Here is a 22,870-nt window from a genome sequence, read left to right on the forward strand (position 1 = left end):
TTTGCGCATAATCGGCCTGTTTCCCGTCCCGGAGTAGCAGTCATGGATATCCTGCAAGCGATGCGCGCCTTCGTGCGGGTGGTGGACAGCGGCAGCTTCACCGCCGCAGCCACCTCCCTGCAGCTTTCCAACGCCCAGGTGTCGCGCCTGGTGTCCGATCTGGAGGCCAGCCTGCAGGCGCGCCTGCTGCACCGCACCACCCGCCGCCTGGCGGTGACCGAAGCCGGCGAGCGCTACCTGCAGCGCTGCCGGAGCATCCTCGCCGAGGTGCACGACGCCGCCGTCGAGGCCAGCGGCGCGCACCTGACGCCGCGCGGCCGCCTGCGCGTGCACTCGATCACCAGCCTCGGCACCCTGCAGCTGGCGCCGCTGGTGGCGCACTACACCAACCTCTATCCCGAGGTCACCCTGGAACTGACCCTGTCGCAGCGCACGCCGGACCTGCTCGAGGAAGGCCACGACGTGGTCATCACCCTGTCCCGCGACCTGCCCGATTCGGATCTGGTGGCCCAGCGCCTGGGCGATCTGCACAGCGTGGTCTGCGCCGCGCCGCACTATCTCGAACGGCACGGCGCCCCGAAGACCCCCCAGGACCTGCACGAGCACCGCTGCCTGCGCCTGGTCGATCCGTTGTTCCCCGACCGCTGGGTGTTCCAGGACGGCGATGCCGAGCTGATCGTGCGCCCCGGCGACCACTTCCAGGTCAACGTCGCGGAGGCGCTGGCCCAGACTGCGGCGGCCGGCATGGGCGTCTGCCTGCTGCCCAGCTTCGTCGCCGCCAAGGCCCTCCGTCAGGGCACCCTGAAGCGCCTGCTGCCGCAATACCAGCTGCACCAGCGCAGCATCTACGCGCTCTATCCCTCGCGCAGCTTCCTCGACGCCAAGATCCGCACCTGGATCGAGCTGCTCAAGGAGGAGCTGCCGCGGGCCTTCGCCCAGGACCAGGAAATCCTCGACGACGCGGCCTACTGGGCCTGACCCTCGAAAGGCTCGGCGTCGGCCCCGAGGGCGGGACGCAACCGCCTCCCCGTCGAGACCGTGCATTTCTGCAGAGCCGCTCTGCAGTTATCGCCATTGTATCGGGCAAATTCGCACTGCTAGGCTCCAGGTATCCCCGCAGCGCTCGACGAGCGCCATGACAACAACAATGCCCGGCAGGCGGAGACATGCGATGACCCATTCCATCCCCACCCTCAAGCTGCTGATCGACGGCCGGTTCGTCGAATCCACCACCCCCCACTGGCGCGACGTGGTCAACCCGGCGACCCAGCAGGTCCTGGCCCGCGTCCCCTTCGCCACCGCCGAGGAAATGCACGCCGCGGTGGCCAGCGCCCACCAGGCCTTCAAGAGCTGGCGCAAGACGCCGATCGGCGCCCGGGCGCGGATCTTTCTGAAATACCAGCAACTGATCCGCGAGCACCTCAAGGAGCTGGCGGCGATCCTCACCGCCGAGCAGGGCAAGACCCTGGCCGACGCCGAGGGCGATGTGCTGCGCGGCCTGGAGGTGGTCGAGCACGCCGCCGGCATCGGCAACCTGCAGCTCGGCGAGCTGGCCAACAACGTCGCCGCCGGCGTCGACACCTACACCCTGCTGCAGCCTCTGGGCGTGTGCGCCGGCATCACCCCCTTCAACTTCCCGGCGATGATCCCGCTGTGGATGTTCCCGATGGCCCTCGCCACCGGCAACACCTTCGTCCTCAAGCCCTCCGAGCAGGACCCGATGGTCACCATGCGCCTGGTCGAACTGGCCCTGGAGGCCGGCGTCCCGCCGGGGGTGCTCAACGTGATCCACGGCGGCGCCGAGGCGGTCGACCTGCTTTGCGAGCACCCGGACATCAAGGCGATCTCCTTCGTCGGCTCGAGCCGCGTCGGCAGCCACGTCTACCAGCGCGCCAGCCAGGCCGGCAAGCGCGTGCAGTGCATGATGGGGGCGAAGAACCACGCCGTCGTCCTGCCCGACGCGCACAAGGAGCAGACCCTCGCCAACCTGGCCGGCGCCGCCTTCGGCGCGGCCGGCCAGCGCTGCATGGCGATCTCGGTGGCGATCCTGGTCGGCGAGGCGCGGGCCTGGCTGCCGGAGCTGGTGGAGAAGGCCAAAACGCTCAAGGTCGGCGCCGGCAGCGAGCCCGGCACCGATGTCGGCCCGCTGATCTCCTGCACGGCGCTGGACCGGGTCGGAGGCCTGATCGAGCGCGGCGTGCAGGAAGGCGCCCGCCTGGAGCTGGACGGCCGCAATCCCGCCGTGACCGGCTACGCGCAGGGCAACTTCGTCGGCCCGACCCTCTTCTCCGGCGTCACCGCGGATATGGCCATCTACCGCGAGGAGATCTTCGGCCCGGTGCTCTGCGTGATGCAGGCCGAGACCCTCGACGAGGCCATCGCCATCGTCAACGCCAACCCCCACGGCAACGGCACCGCCCTGTTCACCCGCTCCGGCGCCGCGGCCCGGCACTTCCAGGAGGAGATCGACGTCGGCCAGGTGGGCATCAACGTGCCGATCCCGGTGCCGGTGCCGATCTTCTCCTTCAGCGGCTCGCGGGCCTCCAAGCTCGGCGACCTGGGCCCCTACGGCAAGCAGATCGTGCAGTTCTACACCCAGACCAAGACCGTCACGGCGCGCTGGTTCGACGAGAGCGAGGTCGGCGGCCCGGTCAACACCACCATCACCCTCAAGTAAGGCGTGCGCGGTGGGGCCGTTCGGCCCTGCCGCGCGCCGGGAAAGGAAGCGATGCCATGAGTTACGAAAACCTGCTGCTGGACATGCACGGCAAGGTCGCGCTGATCACCCTCAACCGCCCGCAGGCCCTGAACGCCCTGTCGCCAGCGCTGACCGCCGAACTGAGCGCCCTGCTCGATGTGCTGGAAGCCGACGACGGCGTCGCCGCGCTGGTCCTCACCGGCAGCGACAAGGCCTTCGCCGCCGGCGCCGACATCAAGGCGATGAAGGACTGGAGCTACATGGACGTCTACAAGTCCGACTTCATCACCGCCAGTTGGGAGCGCCTGGCCAGCTTCCGCAAGCCGAGCATCGCCGCGGTGGCCGGCTACGCCCTGGGCGGCGGCTGCGAGCTGGCGATGATGTGCGACTTCATCATCGCCGCCGACAGCGCCAAATTCGGCCAGCCGGAAATCACCATCGGCACCATTCCCGGCGCCGGCGGCACCCAGCGCCTGACCCGCTTCATCGGCAAGGCCAAGGCCATGGACATGGTCCTCACCGGGCGCCTGATGGACGCCCAGGAGGCCGAGCGCTGCGGCCTGGTCAGCCGCCTGGTGCCGGCCGACAAGCTGATCGAGGAAGCCCTCGCCGCCGCGGCGAAGATCGCCCAGATGTCCGCGCCCATCGCCATGATGGCCAAGGAGTCGGTCAACCGCGCCTTCGAGACCGGCCTCGCCGAAGGCATCCGCTTCGAGCGCCGGCTGTTCCACTCCACCTTCGCCACCGAGGACCGCCAAGAAGGCATGGCCGCCTTCGTCGAGAAGCGCAAGCCCAGCTTCAAGAACCGCTGACGAGGTCTTGCGCTCTCCCTTGCCGGAGAGCCGTAGGAGCGAATTCATTCGCGATGCTTCTGCTTCCGTCATCGCGGATGAATCCGCTCCTACAGGCAAAAGCGCCAGCCGGTCCATCCCATAACAAGAACAAGAGGACACCACCATGCATATCGGCTTTCTCGGCCTCGGCAACATGGGCGCGCCCATGGCGCGCAACCTGCTCAAGGCCGGCCATCGACTGAGCGTCTTCGACCTGTCGGAGGCGGCCGTGGCCGGCCTGGTCGAGGCCGGCGCCACGGCCGCCGCCTCCCCCGCCGCGCTGGCGCGAACGGACGTCGAGCTGATCGTCAGCATGCTGCCCGCCGCCGCCCAGGTGAAGAGCGTCTACCTCGGCGCGGACGGCCTGCTGGCCCAGGTCCGCCCCGGCGTCCTGCTGATCGACAGCTCGACCATCGACCCGCTGAGCGCCCGGGAAGTCGCCGCCGCGGCGCGCCAACACGACAACCCGATGCTCGATGCGCCGGTGTCCGGCGGCACCGGCGGCGCCGCTGCCGGCACCCTGACCTTCATGGTCGGCGGCGCGGCGGCGGATTTCGAGCGCGCCCGGCCGGTCCTCGCCGCCATGGGCAAAAACATCGTCCACTGCGGCCCCGCCGGCAACGGCCAGGTCGCCAAGGTGGCCAACAACCTGCTGCTCGGCATCTCGATGATCGGCGTCGCCGAGGCCATGAGCCTGGGCGTGGCCCTGGGCATGGACCCGCAGGTACTGGCCGGCATCCTCAACACCTCCACCGGCCGCTGCTGGAGCTCGGACACCTACAACCCCTTCCCCGGCGTGATGGACAACGTCCCCGCCGCCCGCGGCTACACGGGCGGCTTCGGCACCGACCTGATGCTCAAGGACCTCGGCCTGGCCAGCGAGGCGGCCCGCCAGGCGCGCCAGCCGGTATTCCTCGGCGCCCTCGCCCAGCAGCTCTACCAGGCATTCAGCGCCCAGGGCCACGGCGCCCTGGACTTCTCGGCGATCATCAACCTCTACCGCAAGGATGCCCAGGCATGAGCGAAGCCCCGGTACTGGCGGCGGTGCGCAACCGCATCGGCCATCTCACCCTCAACCGCCCGAGCGGCCTGAACGCCCTCAGCCTGCCGATGGTCCGCCTCCTGCACCGGCAGTTGCAGGCCTGGGCCGACGACCCGCAGATCCTCGCCGTGGTCCTGCGCGGCGCCGGCGAGAAGGCCTTCTGCGCCGGCGGCGACATCCGCTGGCTGTACGAGAGCTACAAACAGGCCGACGGCCAGCACGACACCTTCTTCGTCGAGGAATACGCCCTCGACCAGTACATCCACGCCTACCCCAAGCCGGTGCTGGCGCTGCTCGACGGCTTCGTCCTCGGCGGCGGCATGGGCCTGGCCCAGGGCGCCGCGCTGCGGGTGGTCAGCGAGCGGGTGAGGATGGGCATGCCCGAGGTCGGCATCGGCTACTTCCCGGACGTCGGCGGCAGCTACTTCCTGTCGCGCATGCCGGGCGAGCTGGGCACCTACCTGGGCGTCACCGGCGTGCATGTGCGCAGCGCCGACGCCCTCTACGGCGGCTTGGCCGACTGCCATCTGCCCGTCGAGCAGTTCGCCGAGCTGGACCGCTGCCTGGACCAGATGGGCTGGAACGTGCATCCCGCCGAGGCCCTGCGCACCCTGCTCGCCACCCTGGCCGCAAACCGGCTGCCGGCCTCGGAGCTCGCCGCCCTCCGCCCGGCCATCGACAGGCACTTCGCCCTGCCGGACATCGCTACCATCCGCGCCTCGCTGCAGGCGGAGCGGCGCCCCGAGTACCGCGACTGGGCGGAACAAACCCTCGGACTGCTGGAAGGCCGCTCGCCGCTGGCCGTCTGCCTGACCCTGGAGCTGCTGCGCCGCGGCCGCGAGTTGTCCCTCGCCGACTGCTTCGCCCTGGAGCTGCACCTGGACCGCCAGTGGTTCGCCAGCGGCGACATCCTGGAGGGCGTGCGCGCCCTGCTGATCGACAAGGACAAGGCGCCGCGCTGGAACCCGCCCCGCCTGGCGGACGTCACGCCGGAACGGGTCCAGACTTTCTTTGCCGGCTTCCGGCCGAGCGCCGGCAAGACCCGCCGCCAGGCCTGAGCGAACGAGAGGTGAGCGCGATGCACGATATCGAACTGAGCGAAGAGCAACGCATGATCCGCGACCTGGCCCGCGACTTCGCCCGCCGCGAGGTCGCCCCGCGGGCGCAGGCCTGGGAAAAGGCCGGCTGGATCGACGATGCCCTGGTGGCGCAGATGGGCGAACTGGGCCTGCTCGGCATGGTGGTGCCGGAAGAATGGGGCGGCAGCTACGTCGACTACGTCGCCTACGCCCTGGCGGTGGAGGAAATCTCCGCCGGCGACGGCGCCCTCGGCACGTTGATGAGCGTCCACAACTCGGTCGGCTGCGGCCCCCTCCTGCAATACGGCAGCCAGGCGCAGAAGGACGCCTGGCTGACCGAACTGGCCGCCGGCCGCGCCATCGGCTGCTTCTGCCTGACCGAGCCGCAGGCCGGCTCGGAGGCGCACAACCTGCGCAGCCGCGCCGAACTCAAAGACGGCCGCTGGGTGCTCGACGGCGCCAAGCAGTTCGTCAGCAACGCCAGCCGCGCCCGGCTGGCCATCGTCTTCGCGGTGACCGACCCGGAACTCGGCAAGAAGGGCCTGTCGGCCTTCCTGGTGCCCACCGACACCCCAGGCTTCGTCGTCGAGCGCCGCGAGCACAAGATGGGCATCCGCGCCGCCGACACCTGCGCGGTGAGCCTGAGCGCGTGCAGCATCCCCGCACAGAACCTGCTCGGCGAGCGCGGCAAGGGGCTGGCCATCGCCCTCTCGAATCTGGAGGGCGGGCGCATCGGCATCGCCGCCCAGGCGCTCGGCATCGCCCGCGCGGCGTTCGAGGCGGCGCTGGCCTATGCCCGCGAGCGCGTGCAGTTCGGCAAGCCGATCGTCGAGCACCAGAGCATCGCCAACCTGCTGGCCGACATGCACACCCAGCTCAACGCTGCGCGCCTCTTGACCCTGCACGCCGCGCGCCTGAAGAGCGCCGGGCTGCCCTGCCTGTCGGAAGCCTCACAGGCCAAGCTGTACGCCTCGGAAATGGCCGAGCGGGTCTGCTCCAAGGCCATCCAGATCCACGGCGGCTACGGCTACCTGGAGGACTATCCGGTGGAGCGCTACTACCGCGACGCGCGGATCACCCAGATCTACGAAGGCACCAGCGAAATCCAGCGCCTCCTGATCGCCCGCGAGCTGGCCAACTACCCGCTGATGTAGGAGCGGATTGAACCGCGGCAGGCGGCGCTTGCAGCCAAGACCTTGCGAACAAGTTCGCTCCTACAAGGGCACCCCCTGTAGGAGCGGATTCATCCGCGACAGGGAAGCGACGGAAACATCGCGAAGCCAAGGGGCTCAGCGCCCCATCATCAGGTCCTGATGCTGGCGGGCCATGTCGCGCAGGAAATCCCAGGTCACGCGCATCCGCGCCAGGTCCTTGCTCTCCACCGGCATCAGCATCCAGAAGGTGCGGGTGAACTCCACCTGGTCGGCGAGCAGCTCCACCAGCGCAGGGTCCCTGCGCGCCGCGAAGCTGGGCAGGATGGCGATGCCGGCGCCGGCGGCGGCGGCCCTCTGCTGGGCGAGGATGCTGGTGCTGCGCAGGGCGATCTGCCGCGGTCGGCCGATATCGTCCAGATAGTGCAGCTCCTTGCTGTAGAGCAGGTCCTCGATGTAGCTGACGAAGCGGTGCTGCCTCAGATCGTCGCGCCCGCCGATCGGCGGATGCGCGGCGAGATAGTCCGCCGAGGCGTAGAGGCGCAGCACGTAGTCGGTCAGCTTGGTGATGATGTAGGGGCCGCGCTCGGGGCGCTCCAGGGTGATGACAATGTCCGCCTCGTGGCGCGACAGACGCACCATGCGCGGCACGGCCAGAAGGTCGACGCAGAGGTGGGGATGGCGCCGGGTCAGGGCCGCCAGCTGGCCGGCCAGCAGCTCGACGCCATAGCCCTCGGTCGCACCGATGCGCACCAGCCCCGACAGCTGGTCGGCCGTGCCCGAGTCCTCCTGCTCGATGGCGCGAAAGGCGCTTTCCATCGCCTCCACCTGGACCAGCAGGCGGCGCCCCGCCTCCGTCGGGGCGTAGCCCGAGCCGCTGCGGATGAACAGCGGCTGCCCGAGGCTCTTCTCCAGCGCCTGCACCCGCCGCGCCACCGTGGTGTGATCGACGCCGAGGCGCCGCGCCGCCACGGTCAGCTTTTTCGCCCGCGACAGTTCGAGAAAGAAGCGCAGATTGTCCCAGTCCATGTCCCTTGCCTTGGGGAAGATCGCAAATTTCGATCATGCAGCGCCGAGGCAGTTTTGCACAGTCCGGCTCTTTGCCTTCGGCTTCTGTGCATAAATGCAGAGCGGCTCTGCGCATGGCCGCCTTGCCAAGGGGGGGCGCACTGTTAGGCTCAGAGGTGATCCGCCGAACGCGCCGCCTTCCGCCGTAGCCGCCGTTCCCGCGCATTCGCCGTTCTCGTCAATAACAACAATAGAGAGCCGAAAAGATGAACTATCAGCACTCCCATGACCGTTCCATCGCCGATCCCGCCGGTTTCTGGGCCGAGCAGGCACAGGCCGTGAGCTGGTTCCACCACCCGACGGAAACGCTCCGCGCCCTGGCGGACGGCACCCACCAGTGGTTCGCCGACGGCCAGCTGAACAGTTGCTACCTGGCCCTGGACCAGCAGATCGAGCAGAGCCGCGGCGAGCAGACGGCGCTGCTCTACGACTCGCCGGTGACGCAGACCAAGGTCCGCTACAGCTACCGCGAACTGCGCGACGAAGTGGCCCGCCTGGCCGGCGCGCTGCGCGAGCTGGGCGTGGAAAAGGGCGACCGGGTGATCATCTACATGCCGATGGTGCCGCAGGCGGCCATGGCCATGCTCGCCTGCGCGCGGATCGGCGCGGTGCATTCGGTGGTGTTCGGCGGCTTCGCTCCCCACGAGCTGGCGCTGCGCATCGACGACGCCAAGCCCAGGCTGCTGCTCACCGCCTCCTGCGGCCTGGAGTTCGAGCGGGTCATCGAATACAAGCCGCTGGTCGACAAGGCCCTGGAACTGGCCAGCCATCGTCCCGAACACGTACTGATACTGAAGCGGCCACAGGCGCCGGTCACGCTGGTCCCCGGACGCGACCTGGACTGGCACGCCATCGTCCCGCTGGCCGATCCGGTGGAGCCCGTGCCGGTCGGCAGCGGCGATCCGCTGTACATCATGTACACCTCCGGCACTACCGGAAAACCCAAGGGCATCGTCCGCGACAACGGCGGCAATGCGGTCGCCCTCAAATTCGCCATGCGCCACATCTACAACATGCAGGCCGGCGACGTCTGGTGGGGCATCTCCGACGTCGGCTGGGTGGTCGGCCATTCGCTGATCGTCTACGGCCCGCTGATGGCCGGCTGCACCACCGTGCTCTACGAAGGCAAGCCGATCCGCACGCCCGATGCCGGCGCCTACTGGCGGGTGATCGAGGAATATGGCGTCAACAGCCTGTTCTGCGCGCCGACGGCGATCCGCGCCATACGCAAGGAGGATCCTTCTGGCGCGCTGAGCAGGCGCCACGACCTGAGTTCGCTCAAGCACCTGTTCCTGGCCGGCGAGAAGCTCGATTCGAGCACGCATCAATGGCTGGAGGAACTGACCGGCAAACCGGTGCACGACCACTGGTGGCAGACGGAAACCGGCTGGCCGGTCACCGCCCCCTGCACCGGGCTGGAGGGCTGCGTCTCGCGTCCCGGCTCGAGCAACCGCGCGGTGCCCGGCTACCGGGTCGCGGTGCTGGACGAGCAGGGCCAGCCGCTCGGGCCGAACCGCCAGGGCGCGATCGTCATCGCCCTGCCCCTGCCGCCCGGCTGCGCGCAGACCCTGTGGAACGACCACCCGCGCTACCTGCAGTCCTACCTCGCCGCCTACCCCGACTACTACCACACCGGCGATGGCGGCTATCTCGACGAGGATGGGTTCGTCCACATCATGGGGCGCACCGACGACGTGATCAACGTGGCCGGCCACCGCCTCTCCACGGGCGAGATGGAAGACCTGGTAGCCCAGCATCCGGCAGTGGCGGAATGCGCGGTGATCGGCGTGCCCGACGCGATCAAGGGGCAGGTGCCGCTCGGGCTGATCGTCCTCAAGGATGGCTCGCGGATCGGCGAGCAGCAGTTGCAGCGGGAACTGACCGCCATGATCCGCGAGCAGATCGGCGCGCTGGCCTGCTTCCAGCGGATCGCCCTGGTCAAGCGCCTGCCGAAGACCCGCTCGGGCAAGATCCTCAGGGCGGTGCTGCGCAAGATCGCCAACGGCGAGGAGGTCGCCATTCCCTCGACCATCGATGACCCCGCCATTCTCGGCGAGATCGGCGCCACCCTGGCGGTGTACACGCGCGCCAGTTAGGACCCGGGGCTGCCCGCCGCTGCCGAAGCGGCTCGGGCGGCACCGGGCCTGCAAGAACGTCGGCCCCCGTCCAGCGGCCAAGGGCCGGCAGTCCTGCCGCCGGCCCGGTTTTATCCGCCATGCCGCTTTTCTTCTACGCTTGTCGTCGGTCCCCGGGCCGCTGGGGAAAGCCGCGCCGGACTCCATGCCGACCCGCCCCGCAAGACAGGAGTGATTCTCTTTTGTACCGTTTTTCTTGTTATGGGGTTACGATAGCTGCCTAGCAAACCACCAAGGTGACGGCCAAGCCCGCGGCCCTTGTCGACAAGGCCAAGGCGAAGCCTCCCTGGCTCCGACTGTCCCGGCAGCGACACCCCGTCCTGCCCTCAATCAGATATCCGGCCATCATGCACCCGATCGTCTCCAGCGCCCAGCCAACCCGAACACTCCAACGCCGTCTGCCCGCCGCCCTGCTGCTCTGTAGCCTGCTGCTGGCCCCCGCCGTCCAGGCCGTCGAGCCGGCATCCGGGGCAGCTCCCGCCGCGCCGGCGGCAGCCCCCGCGGCAACGGCTCCGGCAGCGGCTCCGGCGCCGGCCACCCCGCCGGTCGACCCGGCCGCACTGCCCGCGGGCCAGCCCGCCGCCGAGGCCGGCGTTGCGGCGCCCGCCAGCGCCGCCCCGGCAGCCGCTCCCGCGGAGGAAGCCGAGGCCGAGGCCGGCCTGGCCCACGACCTGTCGCCCTGGGGCATGTACCAGAACGCCGACATCGTGGTGAAAGCCGTGATGATCGGCCTGCTGCTGGCCTCGGTGGCCACCTGGACCATCTGGCTGGCCAAGGGTCTCGAGCTGCTCGGCGCGCGCCGCCGCCTGCGTGGCGCGCTGGCCGACCTCAAGGGCCTGCGCACCCTCGAGCAGGCCGCCGCCCTGCCGCGCGCCAGCCACTGCCTCAGCGCCCAGCTGATCGAGGACGCCCGCGAAGAGCTGCAGCTTTCCGCCGGCACCGTCGACAAGGACGGCATCAAGGAGCGCGTCAGCTTCCGCCTCGAGCGCCTGGTCGCCGCCAGCGGACGCAAGATGAGCGTGGGCACCGGGGTGCTCGCCACTATCGGCTCCGTCTCGCCCTTCGTCGGCCTGTTCGGCACCGTCTGGGGCATCATGAACAGCTTCATCGGCATCGCCAAATCGCAGACCACCAACCTCGCGGTGGTCGCCCCCGGCATCGCCGAGGCCCTGCTGGCCACCGCCATCGGTCTGGTCGCGGCGATTCCGGCGGTGGTCATCTACAACGTCTTCGCCCGCTCCATCGCTGCCTACAAGGCGCAGGTCGCCGACCTCTCGTCGCAGGTGCTGCTGCTGGTCAGCCGCGACCTCGACCAGCCATCGGCCATCCGCCAGAGCCCGGCGCAGGCGTCGCACAGGGCGACAGTGGAGTAAGCCATGGGAATGCACATGAACGAGGGGGGTGACGACCTCCAGGAAGCCCACGACATCAACGTCACCCCTTTCATCGACGTCATGCTGGTGCTGCTGATCATCTTCATGGTCGCCGCCCCGCTGGCCACCGTGGACGTCAAGGTCGACCTGCCCGCCTCCACCGCGCAGCCGACAAAACGCCCGGACCAGCCGATCTACCTGAGCATCAAGAAGGACCACAGCCTCTACCTGGGCAACGACCGGGTCGAGCCGGACCTGCTCGGCAGCACGCTCGACCAGCAGACCAAGGGCGACAAGGAGGAAACCATCTTCGTCCGCGGCGACGAAGAGGTGGATTACGGCCAGCTGATGGAAGTCATGGATCTGCTGCGCACCGCCGGCTACCTGAAGATCGGCCTGGTCGGCCTGGAGACAGTGGGCAAGCCATGAGCGAACAACTGCGAACCCTGCCGCGCTGGGGGCTGTGCCTGCTGCTGGTGCTCGGCGTGCACGTCGGCATAGCGCTCTGGTCGCTGTACTGGCGGCCGGAGAGCAAGCCGATCGAGCTGGCACCGCCACCGCCGGCCATGATGGTGGCGCTGGCGCCCGCCGCCGCGGCTGCCGCGGCGGCGCCATCGGCGCCGCCGCCACCACCGGAGCCGGCCGCGGAGCCGGAGCCGGTGGTGCAGCCGAAGCCGATCGAGGCGCCCAAGCCCAAGCTGGCCCTGCCGCCGCCCAAGCCCAAGCCGAAACCGCCCAAGCCCAAGACCGAGGCCAAGCCGGTGCAGAAGGCCGCGCCCAAGCCGGAGCAGAAGTCCGAGCAGCAGCAGGTCGCCCAGAGCCAGTCGCAAAGCAGCGCACCGGCGGCCTCGAACGCCGCGCCCAGCAATGCGGCGCCGTCCGGTCAGGCCGGCAGCCCGGAGTCGTCGAATGCGCTGCCCAGTTGGCAGGGCATCCTGCGTGCCCACCTGAGCCGCTACAAGCGCTATCCCCCGGAGTCCCGCCGCCGTGGCGACGAAGGCACCGTCACGCTGCGCTTCAAGATCGACGGGCAGGGCCGCCTGCTGTCCTACGAGCTGGTCCGCCGCTCCGGCCGCACCGCCCTGGATCAGGCCACCCTGCAGATGATCCGCCGAGCCGAGCCGCTGCCGCCGCCGCCGGCGGAGCTGCTGACCAACGGCACCCTGGAAGTGGTGGCGCCCTTCGCCTACTCGCTGCAGGACCGCTGACCACCAGCCGCCGCCCGCCGGGGCGGCGCGCTGGCCCCTCCCCCGGACCGCCCTTCTCCGGCCGTCGGCCGATCCGCCACCACCGTACCCCCTTCCCTTTACCGCCGGGCCGTCCGCAGCGGCGCCGATCGGTTCCGTCAGGCGAGAAAAACGGGAAGCGAACAAGGTGCCCGGCCCGGATGACACGTCGTCCAGGCCGGACTCCGGTGGCATATCCCCGCCGCCCGCCTCGCCCTTGCAGCAATGCTGCGAGAGGCCAGGCTCCCGAGCATCCGAGGACGCGCCTTGCAATGAAACGAGCCGCGCCAGTCGCCGGGCAGAGGCGCAGCGCCTTGGCGGCTCAGCGAACCTGGGGCCTGGATTCGTTCGCGCCAGCCGCCTCCACCGGTTTCGGCATGTCTTCCCTGGCTTCGCTTTCTTCCGTCGCCATGGTCTTGCGGAAAGACTTGATCGCCTCGCCGAGATCGGAACCGAGGGTCTTCAGGCGTTTTGTGCCGAACACCAGGACCACGACCAGCAGCACGACCAACCAATGCTTGATGTCGAATGCACCCATTACAGCGACCTCTCGATGATCCGCCGGGAAAGGCCGGGCCCTTCCGGCGGGACCCGCGCGATGCGGGTCAGTTGTTGATGAACAGATAATTGGCAACCAGGTACAGGCCCGCGGCCAGGCCCATCGAGGCCGGCAGGGTCATCACCCAGGCCAGCAGAATACTCCCCACGGTGCCGCCCTGCAGGCCACTCCGATTGGCGACCATGCTTCCCGCCACGCCGGAGGACAGCACATGGGTCGTCGAGACCGGCAGGCTGTAGAGGTTGGCCAGGCCGATGGCCATGGCCGCCGTGACCTGGGCGCTCATGCCCTGCGCGTAGGTCATGCCCTCCTTGCCGATCTTCTCGCCCACGGTCAGGACGACGCGCTTCCAACCGATCATGGTTCCCAAGCCCAGGGCCAGGGCCACCGCCATCACCACCCAGAAGGGCGCATATTCGGTGGTCCCGGTGAGGTCCTTGCGCAACTTGTCCAGATCCTTCTTCTCCGCCTTCGGCAGGCTCTCGAGCTTGCCGACCTTGCGCGCCGAGTCGTCCAGGCAGAGCAGATAGCGGCGGATGTCGACCCGCGTCTGCGCCGGCAGCTCCGCATAGACCCGCGCCCCGTCCAGGGCCGCCATCAGGGCCGCCAGGGTGATCTCGGTCTGCTTGGGATCGCAGCGGTACTTCTCCGGCAGGTCGGTGCCGTTGCTCTTGCCGAGCGCCAGGTAGTCCGCGAGCGATCCGGAATTGCGCTGGTAGAAGTCGCGCAGGTGCACCGCCGCGTCGCGCGCCCTCTCGACCTCATAGGCCGTGCTGTTCAGGTTGAGGGCGAAGTGCGCGGGCACTATCCCGATCAGCACGAGCATGATCAGTCCGATGCCCTTCTGGCCGTCGTTCGAGCCGTGCACGAAGCTCACGCCCATGGCGGACAGGACCAGGATCAGGCGGTTCCAGAACGGCGGATGCTTCTTGCCGATCTGCTCCTTGCGCTGCGGCGGGGAGCTATGCATGGAGGAGCGCGGCTTCCACAGCTTCAGCCCGAGGAGGATGGCGCCAGCGACCAGAAAGCCGGCCAGCGGGGAGAGCAGCAGCGAGATGCCGATATCCATAGCCTTCTGCCAGTTCACGCCTTCGGACACGGTCACATCGGTCAACAGCGTATTGGCCAGCCCCACGCCGAGGATCGAGCCGATCAGGGTGTGCGAGCTCGAGGCCGGAATGCCGAAATACCAGGTGCCCAGGTTCCAGACGATGGCGGCGGCCAGCAGCGAGAAGACCATGGCCAGCCCGCGGCCGGTGTTCACGTCGATGAGCAGCTCGACGGGCAGCAGGTGCACGATGGCGTAGGCCACGCCGACACCGCCCAACAGGACGCCGAGGAAGTTGAACACCCCGGACGCAAAGACCGCCAGATAAGGCGGCATCGCCTTGGTGTAGATCACCGTCGCCACCGCGTTCGCGGTGTCATGGAAACCGTTGATGAATTCGAAAGCCAGAACGAAAGCCAGCGCTACAGTCAGGCTGACGAGCAGCCAGCCGTCCAGGTCAAGCAAAAGGTCAAACATGTGAAAGGGCTCGGAAAAGGGGGCGGCATTGTCACAAAACTTTCAAGTAGAACCCAATGCCTCCCGATATCCGTTCGCCGAGTCACGTTTTCGCATGCCTTTCGCGATGCCTCTGGGGTTCGAACCCGCTCAGCGTTGTCCCGCTCCGATGGAGGGACATGAGCTGGTTATTTTTTATACCGTTTTTATGCCACTCCCGATACGATGCCTCGTTTTAGAGGCTCCGGGTCAAGGCCACGCCACCGTGACACTGCATAAATTTCTACCCGCCCTGCTGGTCAGCGCCGGCCTCACCCTGCTCATGCTGCCGCTGCAGGAGGCCATTGACCTTTCCAACACGGCGCTGCTCTATGTGCTGGTCGTCGTCGTCATCGGCAGCCACTACGGTCGCGGCCCGGCGATCGCCGCGGCCCTGCTGAGTTCCCTGCTCTACGCCCATGTCTTCGTTCCGCCGCTGTTCTCCCTGGCGATCACCGAGGTCCAGTATCTGCTGGCCGCGGTGGTCATGCTGGTGGTGGCCCTGCTGGTCGGGCACCTCACCGCCTCCCTGAAGAGCCAGGCCGAGCAGGTGCAGGCCCGGGAGACCCAGGCCCGCGCCCTCTACGACCTGGCCCGCCACCTGAGCGCCGCCCAGACGCCGACCGAGGTGGAGGAGATCGCCAGCCGCTTTCTCGGCACCGCGCTGCAGGCCACCCATACCCGCATCCTGCCGGAAAGCGCCCTGGCCGCGCCGCCGGCGCCGCTCACCACGCCCCTGCTGCAGTCGGCCCTCGCCGGCCGCCACCCCCTGCTCAGCGCCGGCGGCGATCCGCGCCATACGCTGGCCCTGATCCCGCTGATCGCCAGCGGCCCGCCGCATGTGCTGGCCTGCGAACTGCCGGCCGCCCAGGCGGGCAGCGATGCGACCCGCGAGCTGCTGGAAACCGCCTCATCGGTGCTGACGGTCGCCCTGGAGCGCACCCATTTTGCCGAGGTCGCCCGGGAAACCGAGCTGCGCCGCGCCGCCGAGTCCCTGCGCAGCTCCATCCTCTCCGCGCTGTCCCACGACCTGCGCACCCCGCTGACGGTGATGGTCGGGCTGGCCGATGCCCTGGCCCTAGGCAAGGCCTCGCCGGAGCGGCAGAAAAGCATGCTCAATGCCCTGCGCAACCAGGCCCTGTCGATCAACCAGCTGGTCACCAACCTGCTCGACATGGCCCGCCTGCGCTCCGGCACCATTGAGCTGAACGAGGCCTGGCAGCCGATCGACGAGGTCATCGGCGCCACCCTGCAACAGGTCCGTACCCACTGGAAGGACCGCGAGGTCACCCTGGACATCCCCGCCGGCCTGCCGCCGCTGCGCTTCGATGCGGTGCTGGTGGAACGGGTGCTGTGGAACCTGCTGGAAAACGCCATCAAGTACTCGCCGGCCGATACCCCGGTGGAACTGGTGGTGCGCCGCTTCGGCGACTGGCTGGACGTGATGGTCTGCGACTGGGGGCCGGGCCTGCCGGCCGAGGGCGCCGAGGAACTGTTCGGCCTGTTCCGCCGCGGCCAGAGCGAATCGAGCATCCCCGGCGTCGGCCTCGGCCTGGCCATCGCCCGCAGCATCGCCGAGGCCCACGGCGGCCAGGTGCTGGCGGAAAACCGCATGGGCGGCGGCGCCTGCTTCCGCCTGCGTCTGCCGCTGGGCAGCGCGCCCACCCTGAGCGATTTGAAGGACGAACCATGAGCGAAACCCAGACCATCCTCTTGGTGGAGGACGACCCGCAGATCCGCGAACTGGTAGCCGCCACCCTGGAAGGCGAAGGCTACTCCATCATCGAGGCGGGCACCGCCGCCCAGGGTGCGGTGGAGGCCGGCGCCTGCAAGCCGGACCTGCTCATCCTCGACCTGGGCCTGCCGGACCGCAACGGCATCAACTTCATCCGCGATTACCGGATCTGGTCCGCGGTCCCTATTCTGGTCCTCTCCGCCCGCTCTCAGGAAATCAGCAAGGTCACCGCCCTGGATGCCGGCGCCGACGACTACCTGACCAAGCCCTTCGGGGTTTCCGAGCTGCTGGCGCGGGTGCGTGCCCTGCTGCGGCGCAGCCCTTCGGAGGAGCGGGAGCAGCTGGAGCCAATCATCGAATTCGGCGACTGCCGGATCGACTGCGTGCACCGCGCCGTCACCCGCGCCGGCGAGCCCCTGCACCTGACCGACATCCAGTACCGCCTGCTGATCCTGCTGGCCTCCAACCCCGGTCGGGTGCTCACCCACCGCCAGTTGCTGCTGCAGATCTGGGGCAGCCATGCGGTGGAGAACAACCAGTACCTGCGGATCTACGTGGGCCACCTGCGGCAGAAGATCGAGCGCATCCCCGCCCAGCCGCAGCACATCATCACCGAGATCGGCGTCGGCTACCGCTTCCAGCCCTGAGGCCGACCGGTGGACGCCCCCGTTCGAGACCTTGAAAAGGCTTCCTTGAAAAGGCTTGCAACGGCTTCGTGCTTGAGACCCCCGTGCAGGATCACTAGGCTGAAGATGTGACGCCGGGCCCCTCTGACGGTCATTGCCGCCATGTCGGAGTCACAGTTCATTCAACTTCGACTGCAAGGAGGGGCTCATGGACGCTTTCATGGCGTTTGCCTCGACCACCTTTCTCGGCACATCCACCTGGTTTTGGCTGCTGTTCATCGGCATCGTCATCGCGCTGCTGGTCTTCGACCTCGGCGTGCTGCACCGCGACCATCACGAAATCGGCGTCAAGGAAAGCCTGCTGCTGTCCGCCGGCTACATTAGCGCCGGCCTGCTGTTCGGCCTGCTGGTCTGGCTCTGGAAGGGAGCGGATGCGGGCCTCGACTACTACACCGGCTTCCTGATCGAGAAGTCGCTGTCGATGGACAACGTGTTCGTCATGGCGATGATCTTCGGCTACCTGGCGATTCCCCGCAAATACCAGCACGAGGTGCTGTTCTGGGGCATCCTCGGGGTGATCGTGCTGCGCGCGCTGATGATCGGCCTGGGCGCCGCGCTGATCGCCGAGTTCCACTGGATCCTCTACGTGTTCGGCCTGTTCCTGCTGCTGACCGGCCTGCGGATGCTGTTCGCCCGGGTCGACGACGAGCAGAACATGGAAAACAACAAGTTCGCCCAGTTCCTGCGCCGCCACCTGCGGGTAACCGACCGGCTGCACGAGGGGCGCTTCATCGTCCGCCAGCCCAACGCCCACGGCCACAACGTGCTCTGGGCCACCCCGCTGCTGCTGGCACTGATCCTGATCGAATGCGCCGACGTGGTCTTCGCGGTGGACAGCGTACCGGCGATCTTCGCCATCACCCTCGACCCCTTCATCGTCTACACCTCGAACATCTTCGCCGTGCTCGGTCTGCGCGCGCTGTACTTCGCCCTGGCGGCGCTGATCCACCGCTTCGCCTACCTGAAGTACGCCCTGGCCTTGGTGCTGGTGTTCATCGGCGGCAAGATCTTCCTGGTCAACCTTATCGGCAAGATCCCCTCCGGCATCTCGCTCGGCGTGACCTTCGGCCTGCTGCTCGGCGGTGTCCTGTTCTCCCTGTGGAAGACCCGCAACCAGCCGGCGCTCGAGGAATCCGGCAAGCCGCTCCACTGAGGACTCGGCCGGCAGGGGCGCTCGAACCGGGCGCCCCTGCCGGCCGCCTCCAAGGCCTTATCACCGTCTGGCCGGGCGCTCCCGCCAGGCTTCCAGCTGCGCCACGTGCTCGCCCTCCTCCTCGGCGAAGGCCTCGGCCATGCGCTTCACCTCCGGGTCCTGGGCGGTCTCGGCGATACTCCGGTAGTAGTCATAGCTGCGCCGCTCGCCGTCCAGGGCCAGGGCCAGGGCGCCGGGCACGTCCATGAAGCCGTCCACACCGGCCCAGGTCGCGGCTTCCGGGCTGGTGCCTTCGGGCCAGTCATAGGCTTCGGGAGCCAGCTTCGGCAGGTCGTGGAAACCGCCGCGCTGCATGGCCTCCTTCAGGTGCAGACGGGAGTAGTGCGCCATCTGCCGGAAGAACTCGGCCACCTCCATGCTGCCGAGGCTCTGCATCGCCTCGGCCAGCTCCTCGTAGCGGCGCGCCGACTCCTTCTCCAACTGGATGGCATGGGCCAGGAAACGCTGGATATCGTCCATGCCCATCCCTCAACCGAACTTGAACAGGATGCCGAACCCGCCCCGCGGCCATTCCCAGGCCACGTTGCGGTGTTCGTCGCAGATGATCCGGCAGGTGCCGCACTCCAGGCAGCCGTCGGTGGCCAGCGCCACCGTGCCGTCGGCCTCGCGGCTGTAGCAGCCGGCGGGGCAGCAGACGGTGCATTGCTGGTTGCGGCACTTGGCGCAGACCGCGGCATCCTTGATCTGGATGTGCGGACGGTCGGCGTCGACCCGGTAGCGGTCCTGGAACAGTTTCTCTTCGATCTTCGACATGCTCTTCTCCTTACTCGACGGCGCGCCAGAACTTGAAGGCGTCACCGATCAGCCCGAACAGCGAGCGGGACTCGACGAAGCTCTTCCTGATTTCCTTCTCCTTGCTCTTCTTGTCCACCCCGTCCACGCGGATCAGGGTCTGCGCAGCCTTGGAGAGCAGGTCCGGATAGGTGGTGAAGAACTGCTTGTTCTTGTGGAAGATCTCCGGCATGCGCCGGTACTTCTTCAGGTCCTTCATGACGAAGCTGTCGTCCAGCTTCTGCTTGTAGCCGGCCAGGTTGGCGGCGCTGAACGGCTTGCCCGCGACCTTCAGCTCGATCAGGGTCTGCGCCGCCAGCATGCCGGTGGTCATCGCCAGGTTGGAGCCTTCGCGGTGGAGGCCGTTGACGAACTGCCCGGCGTCGCCGGCGATCATCCAGCCCTCGCCGTAGACCTGGGGGATGGCGTGGTAGCCGCCCTCGGGAATCAGGTGCGCGGCGTATTCCTTCATTTCGCTGCCGGCAATCAGCGGCGCGATGGAGGGATGGGCCTTCATCCGGTCGAGCAGCTCGTAGGGGGTGACCTTCTGCTCCTTGAAGTCGGAGAGCATGCAACCGACGCCCAGGGTGATCGACTCCTTGTTGGTGTAGAGAAAACCCGTGCCCATCATGCCGGCGCTGATCTTGCCGGCCATCTCGATGACCACGCCTTCCTCTTCGCCGATGTTGAAGCGCGCCTCGATGGTTTCCTGGGGCAGGAAGTGGATCTCCTTCACCGCCAGGGCCACGTTCTCGGGCTTGATCTCCGGCTGGAAGCCGGCCTTCACCGCCAGGCGCGAGTTCGCCCCGTCGGCGAGGATCACCGCATCGGCACGGATCTCGCCGCCCTTGCGGTCGGTGCGCACACCCACCACCTTGCCGCCCTCGATCAGCAGGTCGGTCACCGTGGTTTCGCAGATGGTCAGCACCCCGGCCTCGCGGGCCTTCTTGTTGAACCACTGGTCGAAATGCACGCGGATGATGGTGTAGCGGTTGTACGGCGGCTTGTTGAAGTCCTCCGAACGGTAGTGCGTACCCATGTAGGAGGCGTCGTCCATCACCCAGACGCGCTGCTCGATCAGGTGGCGCTCCAGGGGCGCATCGTCGCGGAAGTCGGGGATGATCTTCTCGATGGCGTCGGCATAGAGGATGGCGCCCTGCACGTTCTTCGAGCCAGGCGTTTCGCCCCGCTCGATCTGCAGCACCTTGAGCCCGCCCTTGGCCAGGGTGTAGGCGGCCGCGTTGCCGGCCATGCCGGCGCCGACCACGATCACGTCGAATTTTTCAGCCATGGTGTTCTCCTGTCAGCCGGTCTTTTTCGCCTGGGCCAGATGAGTCTTGAAGGCTTCGGTCAGCGCCGGGAGGATGGTCGTGGCGTTGCCGACCAGGCCGTAGTGGGCGAAGTCGAAGATGGGTGCGTTCGGATCGCTGTTGATGGCGATGATCAGGTCCGCGCCGTCCATGCCCACCCGGTGCTGGATGGCGCCGGAGATGCCGGCGGCGATGTACAGCTTGGGCCGCACGGTCTTGCCGGATTGTCCGACCTGGCGGTCCAGCTCGGCCCAGCCGGCCTGGACCACCGGACGCGAGGCGCCCACTTCGGCGCCGAGCACCCTGGCCAGGTCCCAGACATGGCGGAAGTTCTCCTGGTTCTTCAGGCCGCGGCCGCCGGCGACAATGATGTCGGCGAACGGCAGGTTGGGCTTGTCGCGGGTATCGTCGGGGATGAACTCCAGCACCTTGGTGATGATCGAGGTTTCGATCATCGAGAACGGCACCTCGACGATCTCGCCGCGGCGGCTGGCGTCGGGCTCCGGCATGGCCATCACCCGCGGGCGCACGGTGGCCATCTGCGGCCGGTGGCGCTGGGTCATGATGGTGCAGAGCAGCGAGCCGCCGAAGGTCGGACGGGTGGACGCCAGGTTGCGCGTCTCGGTGTCGATGAGCAGCTCGGTGCAGTCGGCCACCAGGCCGGTACCCAGGGTGGTGGCCACCGAGCCGGCCAGATCGCGGCCCAGGGTGGTGGCGCCGAGCATGAGGATTTCCGGCTGGTAGCCGTTCACCAGGTCGGTGAGCGCCTTGGTGTAGGGCTCGTTGCGATAATCCTGGAGCACCTCGTCCTGGAGCAGGTAGCACTTGTCGGCGCCGAAGTGGAAGGCCTCGGCGCAAATGCTCTTGCCGCGCTCGCCGGGGCCGCAGATGACCACCCCGCAGAGCTCCACGCCCAGCGCGTTGGCCAGCTTGCGGCCTTCGCCCAGGAGTTCCCAGGACACCGGATGCACCTCGCCGCGCTCGCTCTCGATGCAGACCCAGACGTGACGGTAATCGACGAAGCGGGGGTCCAGCTCGACCTTCTTTTTCGCCGGCTTTTTCGGTTGTTCGCTCATTTCGTTGTCCTCATACCGCCCGCTTGGCGATTTCCTGCTCCAGCTTGGGATGCTGGGTGAACAGCCTGCTCAGCAGGGCCACGGCCAGCCCTTGCGGGTCGCCGTCGCTGCCCTCGATGATTTCGGCCCGCTTGCTGCGCGGCTTGGGCGCGAAGACCTTGCTGACCACCGTCGGGCTGCCCTTGAGGCCGACCATTTCCACGGCGTCGATGCCGGCAGCCGCACGGTCCCAGACCTTGAGGTCGTGGCGGGCGGCGCGGAACAGATCCTCGAGATCGCCGAAGCGCATCTCGTTGGTACCCTCGAGCATGGTGATCAGGCAGGGCGTGGCGGTCCTGAGCAGCTGCACGCCGCCCTCGGCGCGGCGCTCCACCTGGATCTCGCGCTTTTCCACGTCCAGGTCGACGATCCGCGACACGTAGGTGAGCAGCTGGCAGTCCAGGCGCTTGGCGATGCCCGGCCCGACCTGAGCGGTGTCGCCGTCGATGGTCTGCTTGCCGGTGAAGATCAGGTCGACCGGCCGCGTTTCCATGATCTTGCGGAGGGTGGCGGTCAGCGCGTAGGACGTGGCGAGGGTGTCGGAGCCGGCGAAGGCCCGGTCCGAGACCAGGATGGCGTCGTCGGCACCGAACGAGAGGCATTTGCGCAAGGCGGCCTCGGCCATGGGCGGGCCCATGGTGATCACGGTGACCGTACCGCCGAACTGGTCCTTGAGGCGCAGCGCCTCTTCCAGGGCGAACAGGTCGTAGGGGTTGATGATCGCCGGGACACCCTGGCGCATGATGGTGTTGGTGACCGGGTGCACCCGGATCTGGGCCGAGTCCGGCACCTGCTTGATACAGACGACGCTATGCATGCGTGGCGCTCCGAAGAGTGAGACGAATCAGACGGCCTGATAGCGCGGAACGCTCTTGTCGATGCGGATGCAGTCGACCGGGCAGTTCGACACGCACTGGGCTTCGTCGTGATCGCCCACGCACTCGGTGCACAGTTCGGTCTTGATGGCGTAGACGCCGTTCTTTTCATGGATGGCGTCGTTCGGGCACTCGGATTCGCAGGCCGCGCAGGCGGTGCATTCGGAACCGTTGATCTTGTAAGGCATGGGAAACTCTCCTGACGAGTATCGGCTAATGGGCTAACAGTGAAATTGCAACTGCCATGCCACGCCGATTTCGCAGGATTTATATATAAAAACTATATAAAATTTCTTATAAATCAATAATTTGAAATTTGTAGTCTTTATGCACGAAGAACCCGTCGCCTGTTTTTTTCGGTTGCCTTTAACGCAAATAAAGATGCCCCCCGGAAACAGGCCGATAAATCGGGATACATAAACAAGCACGGAAAGTGACACGCAACTTCCAGTCAATCC

General features: G+C 67.7%; 22 protein-coding genes. 13 read left to right on the forward strand and 9 right to left on the reverse strand.

Annotated features, from left to right (window positions below):
* Window positions 1-42 precede the first annotated feature (42 nt).
* From EV691_RS09485 to EV691_RS09510, 6 genes are all read left to right on the forward strand, one after another.
* Window positions 43-978, forward strand: a complete 936-nt coding sequence (locus tag EV691_RS09485) for a LysR family transcriptional regulator (RefSeq protein WP_131302719.1) — start codon at window positions 43-45, stop codon at window positions 976-978.
* A 193-nt stretch (window positions 979-1,171) separates the two neighbouring features.
* Window positions 1,172-2,677 (forward strand): CoA-acylating methylmalonate-semialdehyde dehydrogenase, encoded by a 1,506-nt coding sequence (locus EV691_RS09490; RefSeq protein ID WP_131302721.1) that lies wholly within the window; start codon window positions 1,172-1,174, stop codon window positions 2,675-2,677.
* A 56-nt stretch (window positions 2,678-2,733) separates the two neighbouring features.
* The gene (locus tag EV691_RS09495) at window positions 2,734-3,510 is read left to right on the forward strand and encodes an enoyl-CoA hydratase (protein ID WP_131302723.1); all 777 of its coding nucleotides are present in this window, start codon (window positions 2,734-2,736) and stop codon (window positions 3,508-3,510) included.
* A 145-nt stretch (window positions 3,511-3,655) separates the two neighbouring features.
* Window positions 3,656-4,552, forward strand: coding sequence for a 3-hydroxyisobutyrate dehydrogenase (gene mmsB / locus EV691_RS09500; protein WP_131302725.1), 897 nt, complete (start codon window positions 3,656-3,658; stop codon window positions 4,550-4,552).
* Window positions 4,549-5,631 (forward strand): enoyl-CoA hydratase/isomerase family protein, encoded by a 1,083-nt coding sequence (locus EV691_RS09505; protein WP_131302727.1) that lies wholly within the window; start codon window positions 4,549-4,551, stop codon window positions 5,629-5,631. The genes mmsB and EV691_RS09505 overlap by 4 nt, the downstream gene beginning before the upstream one ends.
* A gap of 20 nt (window positions 5,632-5,651) precedes the next feature.
* Entirely contained in the window at window positions 5,652-6,806 is a 1,155-nt protein-coding gene (locus EV691_RS09510) for an acyl-CoA dehydrogenase family protein (RefSeq protein WP_131302729.1), read from the forward strand.
* A 135-nt stretch (window positions 6,807-6,941) separates the two neighbouring features.
* On the opposite strand, the gene EV691_RS09515 is transcribed toward EV691_RS09510, so the two are convergent.
* Window positions 6,942-7,832 (reverse strand): LysR family transcriptional regulator, encoded by an 891-nt coding sequence (locus tag EV691_RS09515; protein WP_131302731.1) that lies wholly within the window; start codon window positions 7,830-7,832, stop codon window positions 6,942-6,944.
* 245 nt (window positions 7,833-8,077) lie between these two features.
* Here EV691_RS09515 and EV691_RS09520 point away from each other — a divergent pair, with 245 nt between their 5' ends.
* The 4 genes from EV691_RS09520 (at window position 8,078) to EV691_RS09535 (ending at window position 12,587) form a co-directional block, all read left to right on the forward strand.
* A complete protein-coding gene (locus tag EV691_RS09520; RefSeq protein WP_131302733.1) occupies window positions 8,078-9,967 on the forward strand; it encodes a propionyl-CoA synthetase in 1,890 nt (629 codons plus the stop codon).
* A gap of 386 nt (window positions 9,968-10,353) precedes the next feature.
* A complete protein-coding gene (exbB, locus tag EV691_RS09525; protein ID WP_131302735.1) occupies window positions 10,354-11,379 on the forward strand; it encodes a tonB-system energizer ExbB in 1,026 nt (341 codons plus the stop codon).
* Between the two features lie 3 nt (window positions 11,380-11,382).
* Complete coding sequence (exbD, locus tag EV691_RS09530; protein ID WP_039805777.1) at window positions 11,383-11,808, forward strand: TonB system transport protein ExbD; 426 nt, start codon at window positions 11,383-11,385, stop codon at window positions 11,806-11,808.
* Window positions 11,805-12,587 (forward strand): energy transducer TonB, encoded by a 783-nt coding sequence (locus EV691_RS09535; protein WP_131302736.1) that lies wholly within the window; start codon window positions 11,805-11,807, stop codon window positions 12,585-12,587. The genes exbD and EV691_RS09535 overlap by 4 nt, the downstream gene beginning before the upstream one ends.
* A gap of 340 nt (window positions 12,588-12,927) precedes the next feature.
* Here EV691_RS09535 and tatA read toward each other — a convergent pair whose 3' ends face one another.
* A complete protein-coding gene (gene tatA, locus EV691_RS09540; protein WP_131302738.1) occupies window positions 12,928-13,143 on the reverse strand; it encodes a twin-arginine translocase TatA/TatE family subunit in 216 nt (71 codons plus the stop codon).
* A 67-nt stretch (window positions 13,144-13,210) separates the two neighbouring features.
* Window positions 13,211-14,689, reverse strand: a complete 1,479-nt coding sequence (locus EV691_RS09545; protein WP_131302740.1) for an inorganic phosphate transporter — start codon at window positions 14,687-14,689, stop codon at window positions 13,211-13,213.
* 244 nt (window positions 14,690-14,933) lie between these two features.
* Between EV691_RS09545 and EV691_RS09550 the strand changes: the two genes are divergently transcribed.
* The 3 genes from EV691_RS09550 (at window position 14,934) to EV691_RS09560 (ending at window position 18,281) form a co-directional block, all read left to right on the forward strand.
* On the forward strand, window positions 14,934-16,400 hold the full coding sequence (locus EV691_RS09550; protein WP_131302742.1) for a DUF4118 domain-containing protein: 1,467 nt from the start codon (window positions 14,934-14,936) through the stop codon (window positions 16,398-16,400).
* A complete protein-coding gene (locus tag EV691_RS09555) occupies window positions 16,397-17,089 on the forward strand; it encodes a response regulator (protein WP_131302744.1) in 693 nt (230 codons plus the stop codon). Before EV691_RS09550 ends, EV691_RS09555 begins: the two co-directional genes overlap by 4 nt.
* Window positions 17,090-17,276: 187 nt before the next feature.
* Window positions 17,277-18,281: a TerC family protein gene (locus tag EV691_RS09560; RefSeq protein WP_131302746.1), complete on the forward strand. Its 1,005-nt coding sequence runs from the start codon at window positions 17,277-17,279 to the stop codon at window positions 18,279-18,281.
* Window positions 18,282-18,341: 60 nt separating this feature from the next.
* Here the strand turns inward: EV691_RS09560 and EV691_RS09565 are convergent, their stop codons facing one another.
* Genes EV691_RS09565 through EV691_RS09590 form a run of 6 tightly spaced genes read right to left on the reverse strand, consistent with a single transcriptional unit; the run spans window position 18,342 to window position 22,600 of the window.
* Window positions 18,342-18,800 carry a ferritin-like domain-containing protein gene (locus EV691_RS09565; protein WP_131302748.1) on the reverse strand — a complete coding sequence of 153 codons (459 nt, stop codon included), beginning with the start codon at window positions 18,798-18,800 and terminating at the stop codon, window positions 18,342-18,344.
* Window positions 18,801-18,809: 9 nt separating this feature from the next.
* The gene (locus EV691_RS09570) at window positions 18,810-19,094 is read right to left on the reverse strand and encodes a ferredoxin family protein (protein ID WP_131302750.1); all 285 of its coding nucleotides are present in this window, start codon (window positions 19,092-19,094) and stop codon (window positions 18,810-18,812) included.
* Window positions 19,095-19,104: 10 nt separating this feature from the next.
* Window positions 19,105-20,403, reverse strand: a complete 1,299-nt coding sequence (locus EV691_RS09575) for an FAD-dependent oxidoreductase (RefSeq protein ID WP_131302752.1) — start codon at window positions 20,401-20,403, stop codon at window positions 19,105-19,107.
* Window positions 20,404-20,415: 12 nt separating this feature from the next.
* Window positions 20,416-21,498 (reverse strand): electron transfer flavoprotein subunit alpha/FixB family protein, encoded by a 1,083-nt coding sequence (locus tag EV691_RS09580; protein ID WP_131302754.1) that lies wholly within the window; start codon window positions 21,496-21,498, stop codon window positions 20,416-20,418.
* A gap of 10 nt (window positions 21,499-21,508) precedes the next feature.
* Window positions 21,509-22,354 (reverse strand): electron transfer flavoprotein subunit beta/FixA family protein, encoded by an 846-nt coding sequence (locus EV691_RS09585; RefSeq protein WP_131302756.1) that lies wholly within the window; start codon window positions 22,352-22,354, stop codon window positions 21,509-21,511.
* Window positions 22,355-22,381: 27 nt separating this feature from the next.
* Window positions 22,382-22,600, reverse strand: a complete 219-nt coding sequence (locus EV691_RS09590; protein WP_039805787.1) for a 4Fe-4S binding protein — start codon at window positions 22,598-22,600, stop codon at window positions 22,382-22,384.
* Window positions 22,601-22,870: the final 270 nt, after the last annotated feature.

This window comes from Azotobacter chroococcum (assembly GCF_004339665.1).
GTDB classification, from domain to species: domain Bacteria; phylum Pseudomonadota; class Gammaproteobacteria; order Pseudomonadales; family Pseudomonadaceae; genus Azotobacter; species Azotobacter chroococcum.